The organism is Streptomyces sp. HD (genome assembly GCF_028369295.1).
GTDB lineage: Bacteria > Actinomycetota > Actinomycetes > Streptomycetales > Streptomycetaceae > Streptomyces.
In genome coordinates this window covers 178,092-194,679 of sequence record NZ_JAQMYP010000012.1, presented here as the reverse complement: position 1 = coordinate 194,679, position 16,588 = coordinate 178,092, and the positions used below count along the sequence as shown (strand labels likewise).

Sequence of the window (16,588 nt, the reverse complement as noted above, 5' to 3'; positions counted from 1 at the left end):
ATGCCGCATCGCCAGCACCGACTTGATCACACCGGCGACTCCGGCGGCCGCCTGCGTATGACCGATGTTCGACTTGAGCGAGCCCAGCCACAGCGGCCGGTCCTCGGGCCGGTCCTGGCCGTAGGTGGCCAGCAGCGCCTGCGCCTCGATCGGGTCGCCCAGGGCCGTTCCCGTACCGTGCGCCTCCACCGCGTCCACATCGGCGGACGACAGGCCGGCCGAAGCCAGCGCCTGCCGGATCACCCGCTGCTGCGACGAACCGTTGGGCGCGGTCAGCCCGTTCGAGGCGCCGTCGGAGTTCACCGCCGAGCCCCGCACCACCGCCAGCACCTGACGGCCGTCCCGTATCGCGTCCGACAGCCGCGCCACGGCCAGCATCCCGACGCCCTCGCCCCAGCCCGTGCCGTCGGCACCGGCCGCGAACGCCTTGCAGCGGCCGTCGGGTGCCAGACCGCCCTGGCGCGAGAACTCGGCGAACATGCCCGAGGTCGCCATCACGGTGACGCCGCCGACGAGGGCGAGGTCGCACTCGCCGCCCCGCAGCGCCTGCACCGCCAGGTGCAGGGCCACCAGGGACGACGAGCACGCCGTGTCCACCGTCAGCGCCGGACCCTCCAGGCCCAGGGCGTAGGCGATCCGGCCGGACAGCACGCTGGGCGCCGTACCGGTCAGCACATGCCCGTCGGCGTCCGAGGGTTCGTGCAGCCGGGGGCCGTACTCCGAGGGGCTCGCGCCGACGAAGACACCGGTGCGGCTGCCACGTAGTGCCAGGGCGTCCACCCCGGCCCGCTCCAGCGCCTCCCACGACGTCTCAAGGAGCAGCCGCTGCTGCGGGTCCATCGCCAGCGCCTCACGCGGCGAGATCCCGAAGAACGCCGCGTCGAACTCCGCCGCGTCCGCGAGAAATCCGCCCTCGCCGGGGAAGTCCGCGGCGAGTTCCCAGCCGCGGTCCACGGGCAGCGCGGAGATCGCGTCGCCCCCGCCGGACACGAACCGCCAGAGGTCCTCCGGCGACCGGATCCCGCCGGGGAGGCGGCAGCCCATGCCCACGATCACGACCGGGTCGTCGTCCGCGGCCACGGCAGCCATCGGTGTCCCGTCCGGCTGCGGCGTCCCGTCGGCCTGGAGACCGCGGGCCAGGGCGTCCGGCGTCGGGTGGTCGAACAGCAGGGTGGTGGGCACCCGGCGGCCGGTTGCCTCGGTGAGCCGTTCGCCGAGCTCGGCCAGCATCAGGGAGCTGAAGCCCAGGTCCTTGAAGGGCGCGTGCGGGGCGACGTCGTCCGGGGACCCGTGGCCGAGCACCAGGGCCGCGGCGTCCCGGACCAGTTCCAGCGTCGTACGGTCCCGGACCGGCGGGGTGGGCTCGTCCGCGCGGGGATCACGCGACCGGTGTTCGCGGCGCGGGGTGGCCGTGGGCGCGTCGGCCCGCTCGGGCAGCCAGTGCCGGCGGCGCTGGAAGGCGTAGGTGGGCAGCGGCACCCGCCGGGCGTCCGGCCCGGTGGCCAGTGACTCCCAGTCCATCGGTACGCCACGGACGTACAGGGCGGCCAGCGCGGCGACCAGCGCCTCCGGTTCCGTACGGTCGCCGCCGCGCAACAGGGGCACGGACACGGTCTCGGCGCCGCGCAGACAGTCCCGTGCCATGGCCGACAGCACACCGTCGGGGCCGAGTTCGAGGAGGGTGGTCGCGCCGTGGTCCTCCAGGAGACGCACACCGTCCAGGAAGCGGACGGCGGCGCGGGCGTGCCGTACCCAGTACTCGGGCGAGCGGGCCTCGGCGTCGGTGAGGAGGGTTCCCGTCTCGTTCGAGACGATGGGGATCCGGGGCGCGTCGAAGGTCAGGCCCTCGGCGCTGGCGCGGAACTCGGCGAGCATGCCGTCCATGTGCGGGGAGTGGAAGGCATGGCTGACCCGCAGCCGTTTGGTCTTGCGCCCCTGGGCCGCCCAGTGCGCGGCGACGGCGAGTACGGCTTCCTCGTCGCCCGCGATCACGGTGGAGGCCGGGCCGTTGAGCGCCGCCAGGGTCACCGACTCGGTGACGAAAGGAGCGAGTTCGTCCTCGCTCGCCTGGATCGACACCATCGCGCCGTTCGACGGCTGTGCCTGCATCAGCCGGCCGCGGGCCGCGACCAGCGTGCACGCGTCGGTCAGGGACAGCACTCCGGCGACGTGCGCGGCGGCCAGTTCGCCGACGGAGTGGCCGAGCAGCAGCCGCGGGGTCAGACCGAGGGCCCCGGTGAGGCGGAAGAGGGCGACCTCGACGGCGAACAGGGCGGGCTGGGTGAACTCGGTACGGTCCAGCAGGGCGGCCTCGGGCGACCCTTCCGGGGCGAACAGCACATCCCGTAGCGGCAGTCGCAGGTGCTGGTCCATGACCGCGCACACCTCGTCGAGGGCGGCGGCGTACTCCGGCGAGGTCCGGTACAGCTCGGCGGTCATGCCGGGCCGCTGGCTGCCCTGCCCGGTGAACACGAACGCGAGGGAACCCGGGGTGACGGTGCCGCGCACGATGTCGGGCCCCGGGGAGCCGGCGGCGAGCCGGTCGAGTGCGGCCGACATCTCGTCGCGCGCGCCGGCGGTGATCACGGCGCGGTGACCGAAGGCGGTCCGGGCGGCGGCCAGGGTGTGGGCGACGTCGCTGAGCCGGAGGCCGGAGTGGGTGTCGAGGTGCTCCTTCAGGTTCCGCGCCTGGGCGCGCAGCGCCTCCTCGTCCCGGCCCGAGACCAGGAGGGGGGCCGGTGTCCCGGTGGGCCGGACTCCGGGTGCGGCCGCCGGTGCGACGCCGTCCCATTCGGTGAGGACGACATGGCAGTTGGTGCCGCCCATGCCGAAGGAGCTGACGCCCACGATCAGCGGGCCGGCCTCTCCGGGCCAGGGACGCAGTGCCGTGTTGACGCGGAGGCCGAGCTCCGTCATGGGGATGCGGGGGCTGGGGGCGGCGAAGTTGAGGCTGGCGGGAACCTCCCTGTGCCGTACGGCCAGCACGGCCTTGAGGAGTCCCGCGATGCCGGCGGCGCCTTCGAGATGGCCGATGTTGGTCTTCACCGAACCGACCAGCAGCGGCCGTTCGGCACTCCGGCCCGCGCCGAGCACCGCGCCGACGGCCGCGGCCTCCACGGGGTCGCCGGCCGGGGTTCCGGTGCCGTGCAGTTCCACGTATCCGACGGCGTCCGGGGAGATCCCGGCCTGCTCGTACGCGGCGGTCAGCACCGCCTGCTGGCCCTCGCGGTCGGGTACGGTCAGGCCGTCGCCGCCGCCGTCGTTGTTCACCGCGCTGCCCGCGAGCACGCACAGCACGTCGTCGCCGTCTGCGACCGCGTCGGCCAGCGGCTTGAGGACGACGACACCGCCGCCCTCGCCGCGGACGTAACCGTTGGCCCGGGCGTCGAAGGTGTAGCAGCGCCCGTCCGGGGAGAGCGCGCCGAAACGTTCCACGGCGACCGTGCTGTCCTCGGCCAGGATCAGGTTCACCCCGCCGGCGAGGGCCACGGAGCACTCACCCCGGCGCAGGCTCTCGGCGGCCAGGTGCACGGCGACAAGGGACGAGGACTGTCCCGAGTCGACCGTGAAACTCGGCCCGTGCAGGCCCAGGGTGTAGGAGACCCGGTTGGCGATCATGCCCCGGTTGAGACCGGTGGTGGTCTCCGGGGTGGTGACGTCCGCACCGGCCGCCCAGGACAGCGCGGCGTAGTCGTCGGCGATGGCTCCGACGAAGACACCGGCGTCGCCACCGTCGAGGCGGGCGGGCACGATACCGGCGTCTTCGAGTGCTTCCCAGCACAGTTCCAGCATCAGCCGCTGCTGGGGGTCCATCACCGCCGCCTCGCGCGGCGAAATACCGAAGAAGGCGGCGTCGAACCGGTCGACCGATTCCAGGAATCCGCCCCTCGGGGGCGCGTACGGCCGATCCACCGCCGGTTCGCCGACGGCTTCGGTGCCCTTGCGCAGAAGTCCGCGGAACTCATCCGGGCCGGCCGCTCCGGGAAGTCGGCACGCCATTCCCACTACGGCTATCGGCCAGGTGGATCGTGCCCGGAATTCAGCGGCCTCTGACTCGGATCCACCCGCCATGTGCTTCCCTTACCTCACTAGGAATACGCGAAGCGTGCTCAGCGCGGCGTGCGTGCAGGCCGCAGTTCATTTCCGAATATCGGATCGGCCCGCCCCTAGCCTCAACCACTATCCGACCCCTTAGCCGGGACCTGGCACAGGCTCCGTCCCCGCACGGACCTGCCAGGCCCGTATCGAGCTCACCGGGAACGGCACGTGGGCCCCCGGGACACGCGATCCCGGGAGCCCACCAAGTGAACGTGCAGCTGATCCTTTGCCCGTACGGCATCTCATGGCCCTGGGGGCACCCGCCACGGACCGTCCGGCATGACCGCGCCCGGGTCATGCCGACACTCGGCGGCGGGTACGCGGGTGCGGGGCAGCCGGTCGTGAGGCGCGGCGAGATTCGGCCGGTGCGCTCAGGGCCGCGTCGGCTCGCTCGCATCGGCGCGACTGCCGCGCCGAGGTCGAGGCCGAAGGACCGCTCGGGCGGCGGTCGCGGTGGCGGCAGGTGCGCCGGGGGCGCCGCCGGATCGCAAGCGGCTCGGTGTCCCGGGAAGGGAGGCGAATCCGCTCAGCGGCGGCCCGGCTGCCGTGATGACATCCGTGGTGACATCCCCGTGACGGGCAGGAGCCCGAGGTCGACCCGCAGGCTCTCCCCGGTGCGCGCGTCGAGGCGCTCATGGCGGGCGACGAGGGCCGGCATCGCGTGGCCGGGCCGATCTCCGCACCGCTGTCCGGATGACCGAGGGCTGCGGGCCCCTGGAGGTGAAACGGCGATCAGGCGCCTGAGGCCGGGTCCAGGGAGTCGGTGTCGTCCATGAAGCGCAGCATCTTGCCGTTGAGCAGTTCGGGGTGATCGAGGGCGGGGCCGTGACCGGTGTTGGCGATGATCTCGGCGCGTGCCCCGGGGACCAGACGTGGCACACGCTCCGCCTGCCGCTTCGGGTGCACGAGCAGGCTTCGCTTGCCGACGACGAGGTAGAGCGGGGTGCGGATGGTACGCAGCTCGTCCTCGGTCAGCGCCGCCGGCACGGGGCGGCTTATTCGGAAGGCCCGGACCCGCGCATGGATCCACGCGCGCAGCTCGGGAATGACGATGACCGGCTGTTCCAGCCAGGCGGCGAGACGCGGGCGCAGCGCCTTGGGGGCGAAGGTCGCGAAGAGGCTGACGAAGATCCAGATCCAGAAGCGCAGGCCCTCCTTCTCCAAGCCGCGGGGGTCGAGGAGGGTGGCCGAGGCGAGCCTTTCGGGCTTGCGCAGCGCCTGATTGAGCGTCAGCCAGCCTCCGTACGAGTATCCGACGAGGTGAACCCGGTCGAGCCCGAGCCCGTCGAGCGCCTCGTCGAGCCACTGTGCCGCGCGCTCCGGCTGCCACATCGGTTCGCGATGGACACTGCGGCCAGGGTCGCCGGGGGTGTCGAGCGCGTACACGGCGCGTTCGGCGCTGAGCGCGGGGGTGTTGGGGTACCACTGGGCGGAGCAGCTTCCGGACCCGTGGATCAGGACGACCGGCGTACGCGTCTCGGCAGCGGGGTCCGTGGGGCCGTAGCGGTAGACGTGCGTGGTGCCGAAGCTCGTCTCCACATCCTTCTCGAAGAGGGCGGGCGCGCCCTTGGCGAAGAGGACGTCGCAGGCAGCGAAGTACCGGTCGCGCAAGTCGTCGCTCAGATAGCGGCCGATGTCGCTTCGCGGGCGGGTTTTTTTCGTGCTCTCAGGCATCGAGACACCTCCGGGAGATTCGTTCTTCATGATCAGATCGCACCATGATATTGATACAGCGGTATCATAAAAAGGGGTTACGTCGAGCCGGACCTCGAACTCACCATCGACGGCGGAGACACCACCCATGCCAAAGCGTGTGGACCACGACGAACGGCGCACCATGATCGCCGAGGCGCTCATCCGGGTCGCCGGACGGCACGGACTGCACGCGGTCGGCATGCGGGACGTGGCGGCCGAGGCCGGGGTGTCACTCCGGCTGGTGCAGTACTACTTCAAGACCAAGGACAAACTGCTCTTCTACGGTCTCCAGCACCTGACCGACGGCTTCACCGCACGCGCGGGTGACCGCGTCCGCGCCGTCGGCCGGAACCCGGGCCCGCGCGCGGTCATCGAGGCCCTCCTCCTGGCCTCTCTCCCGACCGACGAGGAGAGCCGCACCTTCCATCTGCTCTACGGCTCGTACGCGATCCTGTCCGTGACCGACAGGACACTCGCCGCCCAGCCCTTCATCGACAACCCCGACGCCGCCGAGAACCTCGTGACCGGACTGCTCCAGGAGGCGTGGGAAGCCGGTCTGACGAACCGCGACATCGACCCGCGCACCGAGGCGATCAGCCTCCTCGCCATGACAGCGACCATGGGCACCAGCATCCTCGTGGGCCAGAGAGGCCCGGAGCCCGCCATCGAGGTACTGCGCTACCACCTGGACCGGATCTTCACGGCCGACAGGCACTCCCCGCCACCCGCATGACCTGATTCGACCAGCCCGGCGGAGCCGCCGCCGTCCCGGTGGAACAACCGTGATCGCCGGGGGCGTCGGCATCACAGCGCCGAAGCCCCGGCCGCCAGGTTCGTCCCCGCGAGCAGGTCGCCCAGGTCGGTCCTGTTGCGTACGCCGAGCTTTCGGTACGCACGGGTGAGGTGCTGCTCGACGGTGCTCTTGGTGATGAACAGCTTGCGGCCGATCTCGCGGTTGGAGTGCCCGAGCGCGGCCAGGGCGATGACCCGCCGCTCCGCGGCCGTCAGGCTCGCCGAGCCCTGGTCCTCACCCGTGAGGCCGTCGGCCTCGGCTGTGTTCTCGGGCTCCTCGTCCTTGAAGAGCTTGCGGAACAACGTGTGCCCGCCGCAGGAGTCCGCGACGGTCCTGGCGTGCCGTGCGGTCATCCGTGCCTTCGCGGGTGCTCCGACCTCGTGCAGAACCTGACAGCGGTCGGCCAGGGAGCGCAGGAGCTCCACAGGGTCCGAGGCGTTCTCCAACAGGCTGACCGACTCACGCAACAGGGCGGGCCGTTGCCCGAGTTCGCTGGTGGCCGCGAGCAGCCGCAGGGAGACACCCCGGGCCCGCGGGGTGGACCCGCCGGGCCGGGCCAGCTGCTCCCGCACCAGGGTGCGCGCCTGTCCGGGGTTGCCGAGGGCGAGGTGCGCCTGTGCCGCCGAGGTGCGCCACGGGAGGAACGTGGGGACGTCCATGCCCCACTGCTTCGCCAGGTCGCCGCAGGTCAGGAAGTCGTCCAGGGCGGCGGCCGGGCGGTCGACGGCAAGGTGGTAGTGGCCCCGGGCGTGGGTGTAGAGCAGCCCGTGCCGGGTCTGGAACATGCCTTCGGGCACGTCCTGGTTCAGCCAGGCCCCGGCCGCCCCGCTCATGCCGGACGCCGTGGCGGCCTGCACCAGCGCGGCCAGCGGGGAGCCGATGGCCACTCCCCAGCCGGACCGTGAGATGGCCGACAGGGCGCTGCTCGCGTGCTGTTCCGCGGCGTGCAGGGCGCCGTGCCGCAGCGCGATCTCGGCCCGGACGCCGGAGAGAATCGCCACCGATGTACCCGTGGACCGGTCGCCGGCCTGGTTCAGCAGCAGGTCGCACCAGAACACCGCCCGGTCGGGACGGTCCGCGTAGAGCAGCGCCAGCAGCGCCGCCTCCAGATCCTCGACCGCGGCCTCGCCGTATCGGCAGCCGCGCAGGATCTCCTCCGCCATGCCGATGGTGTACTCGCCGGGCCCTTCGGTGAGGACCTGGCCGAGCACTTCGGCGGCGTACGAGGCGGGGCTCACCTGACGGGGCTGCGCGGTGCGCGGTGCCCCGAGGTCGGGGGCGTCCGGGGCGTCCGCGTCCAGCGGGGGGCAGGAGTGGCGCAACCAGTGCCGGACGGCATGGAGTTCGGCCGTCGCCCCGGGTGCGTCCGGGCCGGCCCGCTCGGTGAGCGCCCGCAGACACTCCGCGGCCTGGGGGAACCGGTCCTGCCAGGCGAGATGCTTGACGATCCAGGCGGCGTCGGCACTGCGGAGGCTGCCCTGTTCGAGCGCTCCGACGAGTTCGTCGAGCCACGGGCTCACCAGGCGGGGATCGATCTCCCAGCCGATCCGTACCCGGGCCATGACGACAGCGGCGTGTTCGTGCTCGGTGGTGGCGTTGCGCCCGGCCAGCCGGAGGCAGTCGAGGCTGAACTCCGTCTGCCCGTCCCGCATGGCCTTGTCCGCCGCGGCGAGCAGGGTACGCCCGGCCCATGGTTCGGCCACGGGCGCGGCCAGCAACTGGCGGGCGACGGCGGTCGCGGGCGCACCGTCGACGCGGAGCAACCCGGCCGCGCGCCGCCGTAGTTCGGCTCGGGTCTCGACGTCGACGTGTTCCAGCAGGGCCCGGCCGACGACGGCACTGCGCAGGGTTCCGCCGTCCAGCAGTCCGGCCGTGTCGAGGGCGGTCATGACCCGGGCGACGGCGTCCGCGCCGCGGTCGGCCAGACAGGCGACCAGGGCGGGGGTGGCCGATTCCCCCAGTACGGCGAATCCGCAGGCGACGTCGAAGAGGACGGGGTCGTCGCGGTAGGCCCAGGCGAGGGACGCCTTGGCGAAGGCCGCACCCGTGGCGGGCAGGCCGATCGCGGCCTCCTGGTCCCGCCGGTGCGCGTCCCGGTGGTCCGTCAACAGGGCCTGTACGAGGAGGGGGTTGCCGCCACTGACGGCATGGAAGTCCGCGGCCAGCCGCGTCGTCTCGGCCTCGGCCTCGGCCTCGTCCACGTGCATTGCGATCGTATGGGCGACACCGGCCCGGGACAGCGGCAGGAGACCGAGCCGCCGGCACTGGGGCTGGCGCAGGACCTCGGCCTGGAAGGACGGGGGCAGTGAGTCCGGTCCGGTGGGTTCGGTGAGCACGATCATCACCGGGGTGGTCCGCAGCCGTCGTACGAGGTGGAGCAGGAACCGCAGGGAAGGCGCGTCGGCGAACTGGGCGTCATCGACGCCGATCACCACCGGCCGCTGCCGGAACTCCCGGCACAGCATGTCGAAGAGCGCGTCCACGTCGGGATCGGGGCCGGTGTCGCGCCGCCCGATCGCGCGAGCGAGCCGCAGTCCGGCGCTCAGGCCGCCGTTCGGGGGGAAGAGCTGGCCGACGATGCCGTACTCGACGTCCTGCTCGGCGGACGAGCCGGTGGCGGCGCACACCCGCGCACCGGATTCGGCGGCCTTGCACAGGAATTCGTCGAGCAGTGCGGTTCTGCCGACCCCGGGCCCCGCGTTGAGGATGACGACACCCCCCTTGCCCTGCCCCACCTGCGCCAGCACATCCACGAGCGCCGCCATTTCCGCGTCGCGCTCGACAAGCACCGAATGACCGCCGGAGCCCACCCGTTCCACGTTTTCTCCCCGCCTCAGTACAGAATCTTCTGCGAATTTATGCGACGGCACCCCGCACACCAACCCCTATATTTCTGCACCCCCCTATCCACGATTCCTCAGACTTTGACACCGGCCCACGCCTCGGACATCAATTCGTCACGCCCATTTATTTCAAGTTTTCGGTATACACGTGTCAGATGCTGCTCCACCGTGCTCATGGTGATGTGCAGCCGTCCCGAGATCTCCCGGTTCGTGTGCCCGCGGGCGGCCAGAGCCGCCACCCGGCGTTCGGACTCGCTGAGGTGTTCCCAGCGGACGTGCCGCTCGGGTTCCTTCGCGACGGACGGCTCCACTGCTGCCCCGGCGGCGTCGGGCGATCCGATCGGGTCCCGGGGCGGTGGCACCCCGCAGCTCTTGGCCAGTTGCCGGGCCTGGCGCAGGGCCGACACCGCCTGCCGGGTCTGCCCGGACTGCCGGTGGGCGTGGGACAGGTCGAACACGGCCCGGGAGAGCTCCAGCGGGTCGTCGGCCCGGTTCAGCTCCACCACCGCCCGCTTGAGCAGGGAGAGCCGGGCGCCGGGCTCCGAGGCGAGGCCCTGGACACGCAGTGAGATACCGCGGATGCGCGGTGCGCCGTTCTGGGTCAGGGCCAGCTGCTCGGCGGCCAGCCGCTGCCCCTGTTCCCGCTCCCCCAGCCGCAGCAGCACCTCCGCCTTGTCCGTGCGCCAGGGCAGCAGGGAAGGCCAGTCCGTGCCCCACCGCCCCGCGACGCGGCCGATCTCCTGGAAGTCCCACAGCGCCGAGTCGTACTGCCGGGTGGCCAGGTAGTACAGCCCGCGGGCCCGAAGGTAGAAGAGCCAGTGGAAGGTGTCCGGCAAGTAGTCCGCCGCCGGGCGGCTCAACAGCCGGGCCGCCTCCCGGTGGTTTCCCCGGGCGACCTGCACCGTCACCAGCCGGGCGACCACCGCTGCCTCGAAGGCCGACCGGTGGCGCTCGGGCAGCAGCGCCAGAGAGCGGCGCGCATCACGCTCGGCCCCGGCCAGGTCACCGCCGTGCAGGGCCGCTTCGGAGCGCACGGCGGCGATGACCGCCTCCCAGCCGGGCGCGTTCCGCGCCGCCGACTCCCGCAGGAAGGTGTCGCACCAGTGCAGGGCACGCTCCACGGCTCCGAGGCCGACCAGTGTCCAGATGGCGTCGACCACGGGGTCGAACGTGGTGTCGGTCAGCTGCGTGATCTCCAGGAATCCCTCTGCGCTCGCGATGTGCTGGGACCGCCGGCCGGAGTGCTCGCCACTGAACCCCGCGAGGATGCCCCTGCCCGCTCGGCCGACGGGCGGGCTGCCGGTTCCCGGGCTGTCGAGCCGGGACGACCGTGACCCGGCGCCCCAGAGCCTGCGGCGCAGAAAGCCCTCGCGCGACTCCGTGGTCCGCGGGCGGGCCCGGGTTCCATCGTCGGGGTCGGGCTCCTGCGGGTCCAGCAGAACGCGCGCGTGCTCCAGTCGTCCGTGGGCCAGCAACAGCTCGCCGAGGCCGCCCGCGTCCGCCGGGTCGAGCCAGCCCGCCCGGAGCGCCTGGAGCACGTCGCCGACATGACGCTCGGCGTCGGCGACGCTGATCCGCCGGGTCACCGAGCCGAGCCTGATCTTGATCTCGGCGCGCCGCAGCGGGTCCTCGCACGCGGTGTGCGCCAGTTCGAGATAGGCCACGGCACGGCACGCGCGGTCTTCCGAGAGAGCCTGTTCGGCGGCCTGTTGAAGGACGCCGACCGTCCAGGGGTCCTTCAACTGCCCGGCCTCTTGGAGGTGTTCGGCCACCAGCGCCGACGAAGCCCCGAAGGTGTGCAACAGCTCCGCGGCCCGCTGGTGCAGACGGAGCCGGTGCGAGGGCTCCAGCGAGTCCAGGACCGCCTCCTCTGCCGCCGGGTGCTGGAAGGACGTACCGGCCACAATGCCCGTGCCTTGCAGGGCCTGGAGGTTCTCGGTGAGTTCGGCGGCGGAGATGTCCAGCAGCCGGGAGAGCCGTTCATGGGTGAACGCTCCGCCGAGCACGGCCAGTCCGGCGGCAACGTCGTACACCTTCTCACCGCTGCGATCCAGGCAGGTGAGGACGGCCCTGCCGTACGCCTGCCCGACCCTGAGCCCCCGGCCGCCCGTCGGGTCGCCCGGCTCCAGGCCGGCGTCCTGCAGCAGCGCCCGCAGCAGTAAGGGGTTGCCGCCACTGACCGCGAAACAGTGCTCCGCCATGTCGGTACCGACCCCCGCGTACCCCAGTTCGGCAAGGAAGCCGGCGACGTCCTCCGGGCCGAGCGCCGGCAGCCGGATGCGCTCCAGGTGGGGCTGCCTCAGCAACTGCGCGCCGAAGGCTCCGTCCGCCGGGCTCCCGACGAGCGGTTGCGTGAGCACCAGCAGTAACGGCACGTTGCAGCAGTGCCGGGCCAGATGGAGCAACTGGCGCAGGGAGTCGGTGTCGCCGTGCTGGATGTCGTCGACCGCCACCACGAGGGGCTCCCGCCGTGCGAGTGCGCGAACCCCGGCACAGAACGTCCGCATCAGCTCGTACCAGGCGGCGTCGCGCCGTACCTCACCCCCTGCTCCCGCAGAAGCCCCGTGCACCGCGGCATCACCCATCGTGTGAAATCGCCGCACCAGCTCGTCGGGAAAGGAGGAACTATTGACGAGACCGCGAAGCACACTGAGAGGGGTATTTCTCTCCTCTGCGATCGCACTGGTATGCAGAACCGTCAGACCGAGTGACTCGACATGCCGCACGAGCCCTTCCAGGAGCTCAGTCTTTCCACAGCCCGCGGCCGCCTCGACCAGCACGGTTCTCGCCATTCCGGATGACCGAACGAACGAAAAGACCGCTTCGAGTCGATCTTTTTTCTGAACTCTCCCTACCAGGACCATAAATGCCGAAACACCCCGTTATCAGTCCGGCCAAGAGTACATGGCCACGCGCATGAGGGAAGAAAACTCAGAACCCCACGCGCAGTTTCCCCGATTGACCCTTAACCGCGCCATACGCACCAAAAACCCACATAATTCAAACACCAGTCCAGTGGAGGTGTCAACTTCAAAAAATATTGGGACAGACATGGACAGAAATCACCCCGCCGTCGACTCCGCGCAGGTCAGGGCGAGTCAGACAGTCTGCCGCAAACTCCCGGACAGGAGGAATAAATAAGGGTCGCGTAAGGAGCGGATTAATTCTTGGTGTGAAAAGGAACTCGGCCCACGGATGGTCGCCGCAGTATCCACCGCTCGACTTTGAACGGGGCTCGCCAGGGCCCGGCGGCCGGGCCCTGTACCGAATTTCCCAAAGGGCCGGGCAGGCCCTCGGTTCTACGACGTGACGGTGGACGTCACCCGGGCGATCGCCTCGATGACACGGGGCGCCTGCTCATTGAGGTAGAAATGCCCGCCGGGGTAGGTCTGGAGCTCAAAGTGGCCGCTCGTGTGATCCGCCCAGGCCTGCGCCTCGTCGAGGCTGACCCGCGGGTCGTCCACCCCGTAGTGGACATGAATCGGCGCCGCGAGCCGCACCCCGTCAGTGTGGCGGTACGTCTCGGCCGCCTTGTAGTCGCCGCGAATGGCCGGCAGCGCCATGCGCAGGATCTCCTCGTCGGCCAGCACCTCGGACCGCGTCCCGCTCAGCGCTCTGAGCTCGGCGATGATCTCGTCGTCACTGCGGAGATGCACGCTCTCCTCACGGTAGCGCGAAGGAGCCCGGCGACCGGAGGCGAACAGCGCCAGGGGCACGGTCCCCGCCTTCTCCAGCCGAATACCCACCTCGAACGCGAGGCTGGCTCCCATGCTGTGGCCGAACAGCACCAGCGGCCGGTCCGCCAGTGGCAGCAGTTCGGCCGTCACGGCATCGGCCAGTTCGGGAATGTTGTCGATGCACCGCTCCTGCCGGCGGTCCTGCCGTCCCGGGTACTGGACAGCGAGAACGTCGACCTCCGGGGCGAGCGCCTTGGAGACCGGAAGGAAGTAGGGGGCGGATCCACCAGCGTGTGGGAGGCAGACGAGCCTGGTGGCCGCAGAGGCCGCCGGATGGAACCGGCGAATCCACAGGGTCTCGTCAACGCGGTTGGCACTCACCATTGAACCTTTCGTGCTACAGGCGGCCGTCGGACTGCAACCTCCTGGGCCCTGTCGTCTCGCCCATCATGCTTCGTGACCCCTTAGTCACCCCACAACCCCTAATCCCACGCGCACCCCCCTAGTAGTCAGTCAGAAACGTTGCCCCAACTGGCCCTTCTTCGGTAGTGGCAGCGGCGTCCGATGACTCGGCGCTGTTTCGCCGGTGACAGGCGCAGCACAAGGACGTCGCGACACCCGCGCCGGCCACCACTGCTCGCCAGTCAGGCCCACCGGTGGGCAACTGCCCCCTTCCCACCGGCGGTCGGGGTGCGGGTTAGGGGTTCCACCAGCCAGGGCAGTGGATCAGGCTGTGGGACACGAAGCCGCCTCGGACCGGCGGCCCGGGGCCGGGGAGGGCAGAGTTGAGCCGGAATCGACATGCTGGCCGACTTCTCGCCGTCAGCGACATCCATGTCCGCCACGAGCAGAACAGGGAGATCGTCGAGCGGCTCCGCCCGGACTCCGACGAGGACTGGCTGCTGGTCGCCGGGGACGTGGGCGAGAGCGTGGCCGACATCACGTGGGCGCTGTCCCTGCTGCGCGACCGGTTCGCCAAGGTCGTGTGGACCCCCGGCAACCACGAACTGTGGACCGCGCCGGGTGACCCCGAGGACCTGCGCGGTGAAGCCAAGTACCGGCATCTGGTGGAGCGCTGCCGTGACCTGGGCGTCGTCACGCCCGAGGACCCCTACCCCGTCTGGCACGGCCGGGGCGGCCCGGTGACCGTCGTCCCGCTCTTCCTCCTCTACGACTACAGCTTCCTGCCACCGGCGGCCTGGTCCAAGAGCCACGCGCTGCGCCTCGCCGACGAAGCCGGGGTGATCTGCACGGACGAGTTCCTGCTCGACCCGGATCCCTGGCCGAGTCGTGAGGCCTGGTGCCGGGCCCGGATCGCCGAGACCCGAGTCCGGCTCGACGCCCTCGTGGACGGCCCACCCACCGTTCTTCTCAACCATTTCCCGCTCGTCCGGGAACCCACCCGCGCCCTGCGCCACCCCGAGTTCGCCCTGTGGTGCGGCACGACGGCGACGGCGGACTGGCCCGTGCGATACCGGGCGGCCGCCGTGGTCTACGGCCATCTGCACATCCCGCGGGTGATCCACTGGCAGGGCGTGCCCCACCACGAGGCGTCCCTCGGCTATCCGCGGGAATGGCAGCGGTGGCCCCGGCGCAAGCCGCACTGGCCCGTCGATGTGCTGGCTCAGGCACCGGCACGCGTCGGCGGTGCGGACCGGTGATCGAACGGATTCTCCCTTCCGCAGCAGCGGTCCACGAGATGTTCGGCGACGTCCCCGTCGGCTCCCTGCACCCAGAGGAAGCCGCCCTCGTCCGGGACTCCGTGGAGACCCGCCGGCAGGAGTTCGCCACAGGCCGCCACTGCGCACGCCGGGCGGTGGCCGCCCTCGGCGGCATCCCGGCAGGACCGCTCCTCGCCACACCGCAGGGCGCGCCGCGCTGGCCCGCCGGGGTCTGCGGAGCGATCACCCACTGCGCCGGCTACCGCGCCGCCGCTGTCGCCCGTACCTCCGGCATCACGGCCCTGGGCATCGACGCGGAGCCCGACGTACCGCTCCCGGAGGGCGTCCTGGAAGCCGTGGCACTGCCTGCCGAGCAGGTGCAGGTCAAGCAGCACGCGGCGCGGTATCCCACCGCCAACTGGGACAAACTGCTGTTCAGCGCCAAGGAAAGCATCTACAAGGCGTGGTTCCCGGCGACCTCGCGGCCCCTGGGCTTCGAGCACGTCCTGATCGACGTCGACCCGGTGCGGGGCACCTTCCACGGCCGGGTGCTCCCCAGCACCCTGCGTGCCGCAGAGCCCTCCATGTGCGACCTCGACGGCCGCTGGGCCGTGGGTCACGGCATCGTCATCACGTCGGTCGTGGTCGAGCGACGGCCCCCCGCATGACCGTCTCCGGGACCGCGACGCAGGCCAACGCCACGTGCCGGCAGCTGGTGGCCGACGGCGCCAGGATCGTACCGATCGGCTTCGACCTGCCCACGCGGGCCGGCCTCGACTCCGATGCGCCCCAGGCGCGGGGGCTGGTCGGCCGCTGCGGGGTCCCCGTCGACTCCATCGACGACATGCGTGTGCTCTTCAACGGGCTCCCTCTGGACCGGGTGCGCCCCACGCTGGCGGCCGACGCCGCGGCGGCCCCCCTCCTGGTGCTGTGCCGGCTCGTCGCGGAGGAGCATGGGACACCGCCCCGCCGGTTGGCCGGGGCGGTGCGCAACGACGCCTTCCGGAGCTTCCTCACGGGCGGACTCGGCGGACTCCAGCTGCGCCCCCTGCTGCGGCTGGCCATGGACGTCCTCGCGTACGGCGTGGCCGAGCTGCCCCGCTGGCAGTGCCTGTCCGTCTGCGGCCACCAGCTGGCGGGGCCGGGCGCGGATCCGGCGCTGGAGGTCGCTTTCGCCGTCGCCTGCGGCATGGAGTACCTGCACGCGGCCGCCGCGGGCCCCGGCCTGGACGCGAGTGTGGTCGTGCCCAGGCTGACCCTCTGTCTGGCCAAGGGCGCCACCGGCCCCGAGACCCGGGCGAAGCTGCGTGCGGTGCGCCGAGTGTGGACGCGGACGGCCAACGAGCGGTTCGCGGCGAACGTGGACGTACCACGCCTGTACGTCCAGGAGCCGCGGGGTGGCACGGCCACTCCCCCGGATCGGCGGCGGCCTCGCACGGCGGGCTTGGAGACCGAGGCACTCGCCCTGCTGGAGCGGCTGGAGCGACTGGGCGGAGCGCTCGCGGTCGTCGAGCGTGGCCTGGGCGGCACACAGCTCGGCCGACGCTTCGAGAACCGGCCGCCGCCCCGGCCGCACCTGGGCTCCGCCGTCCTGCGGGCCCGCCAGACCGAGCAACTGGCCAAGCTGCGCGCCTGGCGCGTCGAGGCCGCCGTCGACGAAGCCCTGGTACGGCTGGGGAAGGCCGCGCAGAGCGACGACAACGTTCTTCACCCCATGAAGGAGGCCCTGGCGGCCAGGGCCACGGTGGGCGAGGTCAGCGCCGTACTGCGCACCGCCTGGGGCCCGCACCCGCAGGCCACCCTCCACTGACCCCCGGCGAC

Annotated in this window: 9 protein-coding genes; 4 read left to right on the top strand and 5 right to left on the bottom strand. The window is 71.6% G+C overall.

Features of this window, described 5'->3' with window-relative positions; all coding sequences use genetic code 11:
• Positions 1-4,071 (bottom strand): type I polyketide synthase (locus tag POF73_RS14850; RefSeq protein ID WP_272115216.1); only part of this gene is annotated, 4,071 nt, incomplete at its 3' end.
• A 759-nt stretch (positions 4,072-4,830) separates the two neighbouring features.
• Positions 4,831-5,772, bottom strand: coding sequence for an alpha/beta fold hydrolase (locus tag POF73_RS14845; protein ID WP_272115215.1), 942 nt, complete (start codon positions 5,770-5,772; stop codon positions 4,831-4,833).
• A gap of 127 nt (positions 5,773-5,899) precedes the next feature.
• Between POF73_RS14845 and POF73_RS14840 the strand changes: the two genes are divergently transcribed.
• Positions 5,900-6,526, top strand: a complete 627-nt coding sequence (locus POF73_RS14840) for a TetR/AcrR family transcriptional regulator (RefSeq protein WP_272115214.1) — start codon at positions 5,900-5,902, stop codon at positions 6,524-6,526.
• A gap of 71 nt (positions 6,527-6,597) precedes the next feature.
• Here POF73_RS14840 and POF73_RS14835 read toward each other — a convergent pair whose 3' ends face one another.
• The 3 genes from POF73_RS14835 to POF73_RS14825 all read right to left on the bottom strand — a co-directional run bounded on the left by POF73_RS14835 (position 6,598) and on the right by POF73_RS14825 (position 13,490).
• Positions 6,598-9,405 (bottom strand): helix-turn-helix transcriptional regulator, encoded by a 2,808-nt coding sequence (locus POF73_RS14835; RefSeq protein ID WP_272115213.1) that lies wholly within the window; start codon positions 9,403-9,405, stop codon positions 6,598-6,600.
• 98 nt (positions 9,406-9,503) lie between these two features.
• Entirely contained in the window at positions 9,504-12,293 is a 2,790-nt protein-coding gene (locus POF73_RS14830) for a helix-turn-helix transcriptional regulator (RefSeq protein ID WP_272115212.1), read from the bottom strand.
• Between the two features lie 435 nt (positions 12,294-12,728).
• Complete coding sequence (locus POF73_RS14825) at positions 12,729-13,490, bottom strand: thioesterase II family protein (RefSeq protein WP_272115211.1); 762 nt, start codon at positions 13,488-13,490, stop codon at positions 12,729-12,731.
• Between the two features lie 401 nt (positions 13,491-13,891).
• Here POF73_RS14825 and POF73_RS14820 point away from each other — a divergent pair, with 401 nt between their 5' ends.
• From POF73_RS14820 to POF73_RS14810, 3 genes are read left to right on the top strand one after another with little or no spacing between them, the layout of a single operon-like run.
• Positions 13,892-14,767, top strand: a complete 876-nt coding sequence (locus tag POF73_RS14820) for a metallophosphoesterase family protein (RefSeq protein WP_272115210.1) — start codon at positions 13,892-13,894, stop codon at positions 14,765-14,767.
• Positions 14,764-15,435: a 4'-phosphopantetheinyl transferase family protein gene (locus tag POF73_RS14815; protein ID WP_272115209.1), complete on the top strand. Its 672-nt coding sequence runs from the start codon at positions 14,764-14,766 to the stop codon at positions 15,433-15,435. The genes POF73_RS14820 and POF73_RS14815 overlap by 4 nt, the downstream gene beginning before the upstream one ends.
• On the top strand, positions 15,432-16,577 hold the full coding sequence (locus tag POF73_RS14810; RefSeq protein ID WP_272115208.1) for a methylmalonyl-CoA mutase family protein: 1,146 nt from the start codon (positions 15,432-15,434) through the stop codon (positions 16,575-16,577). Before POF73_RS14815 ends, POF73_RS14810 begins: the two co-directional genes overlap by 4 nt.
• Positions 16,578-16,588: the final 11 nt, after the last annotated feature.

Bases quoted from the DNA above. Each gene is read 5' to 3' on its own strand.
- POF73_RS14830 (WP_272115212.1), bottom strand. From the start codon at position 12,293: ATGGTCCTGGTAGGGAGAGTTCAGAAAAAAGATCGACTCGAAGCGGTC.
- POF73_RS14840 (WP_272115214.1), top strand. From the start codon at position 5,900: ATGCCAAAGCGTGTGGACCACGACGAACGGCGCACCATGATCGCCGAG.
- POF73_RS14825 (WP_272115211.1), bottom strand. From the start codon at position 13,490: ATGGTGAGTGCCAACCGCGTTGACGAGACCCTGTGGATTCGCCGGTTC.
- POF73_RS14810 (WP_272115208.1), top strand. From the start codon at position 15,432: ATGACCGTCTCCGGGACCGCGACGCAGGCCAACGCCACGTGCCGGCAG.
- POF73_RS14845 (WP_272115215.1), bottom strand. From the start codon at position 5,772: ATGCCTGAGAGCACGAAAAAAACCCGCCCGCGAAGCGACATCGGCCGC.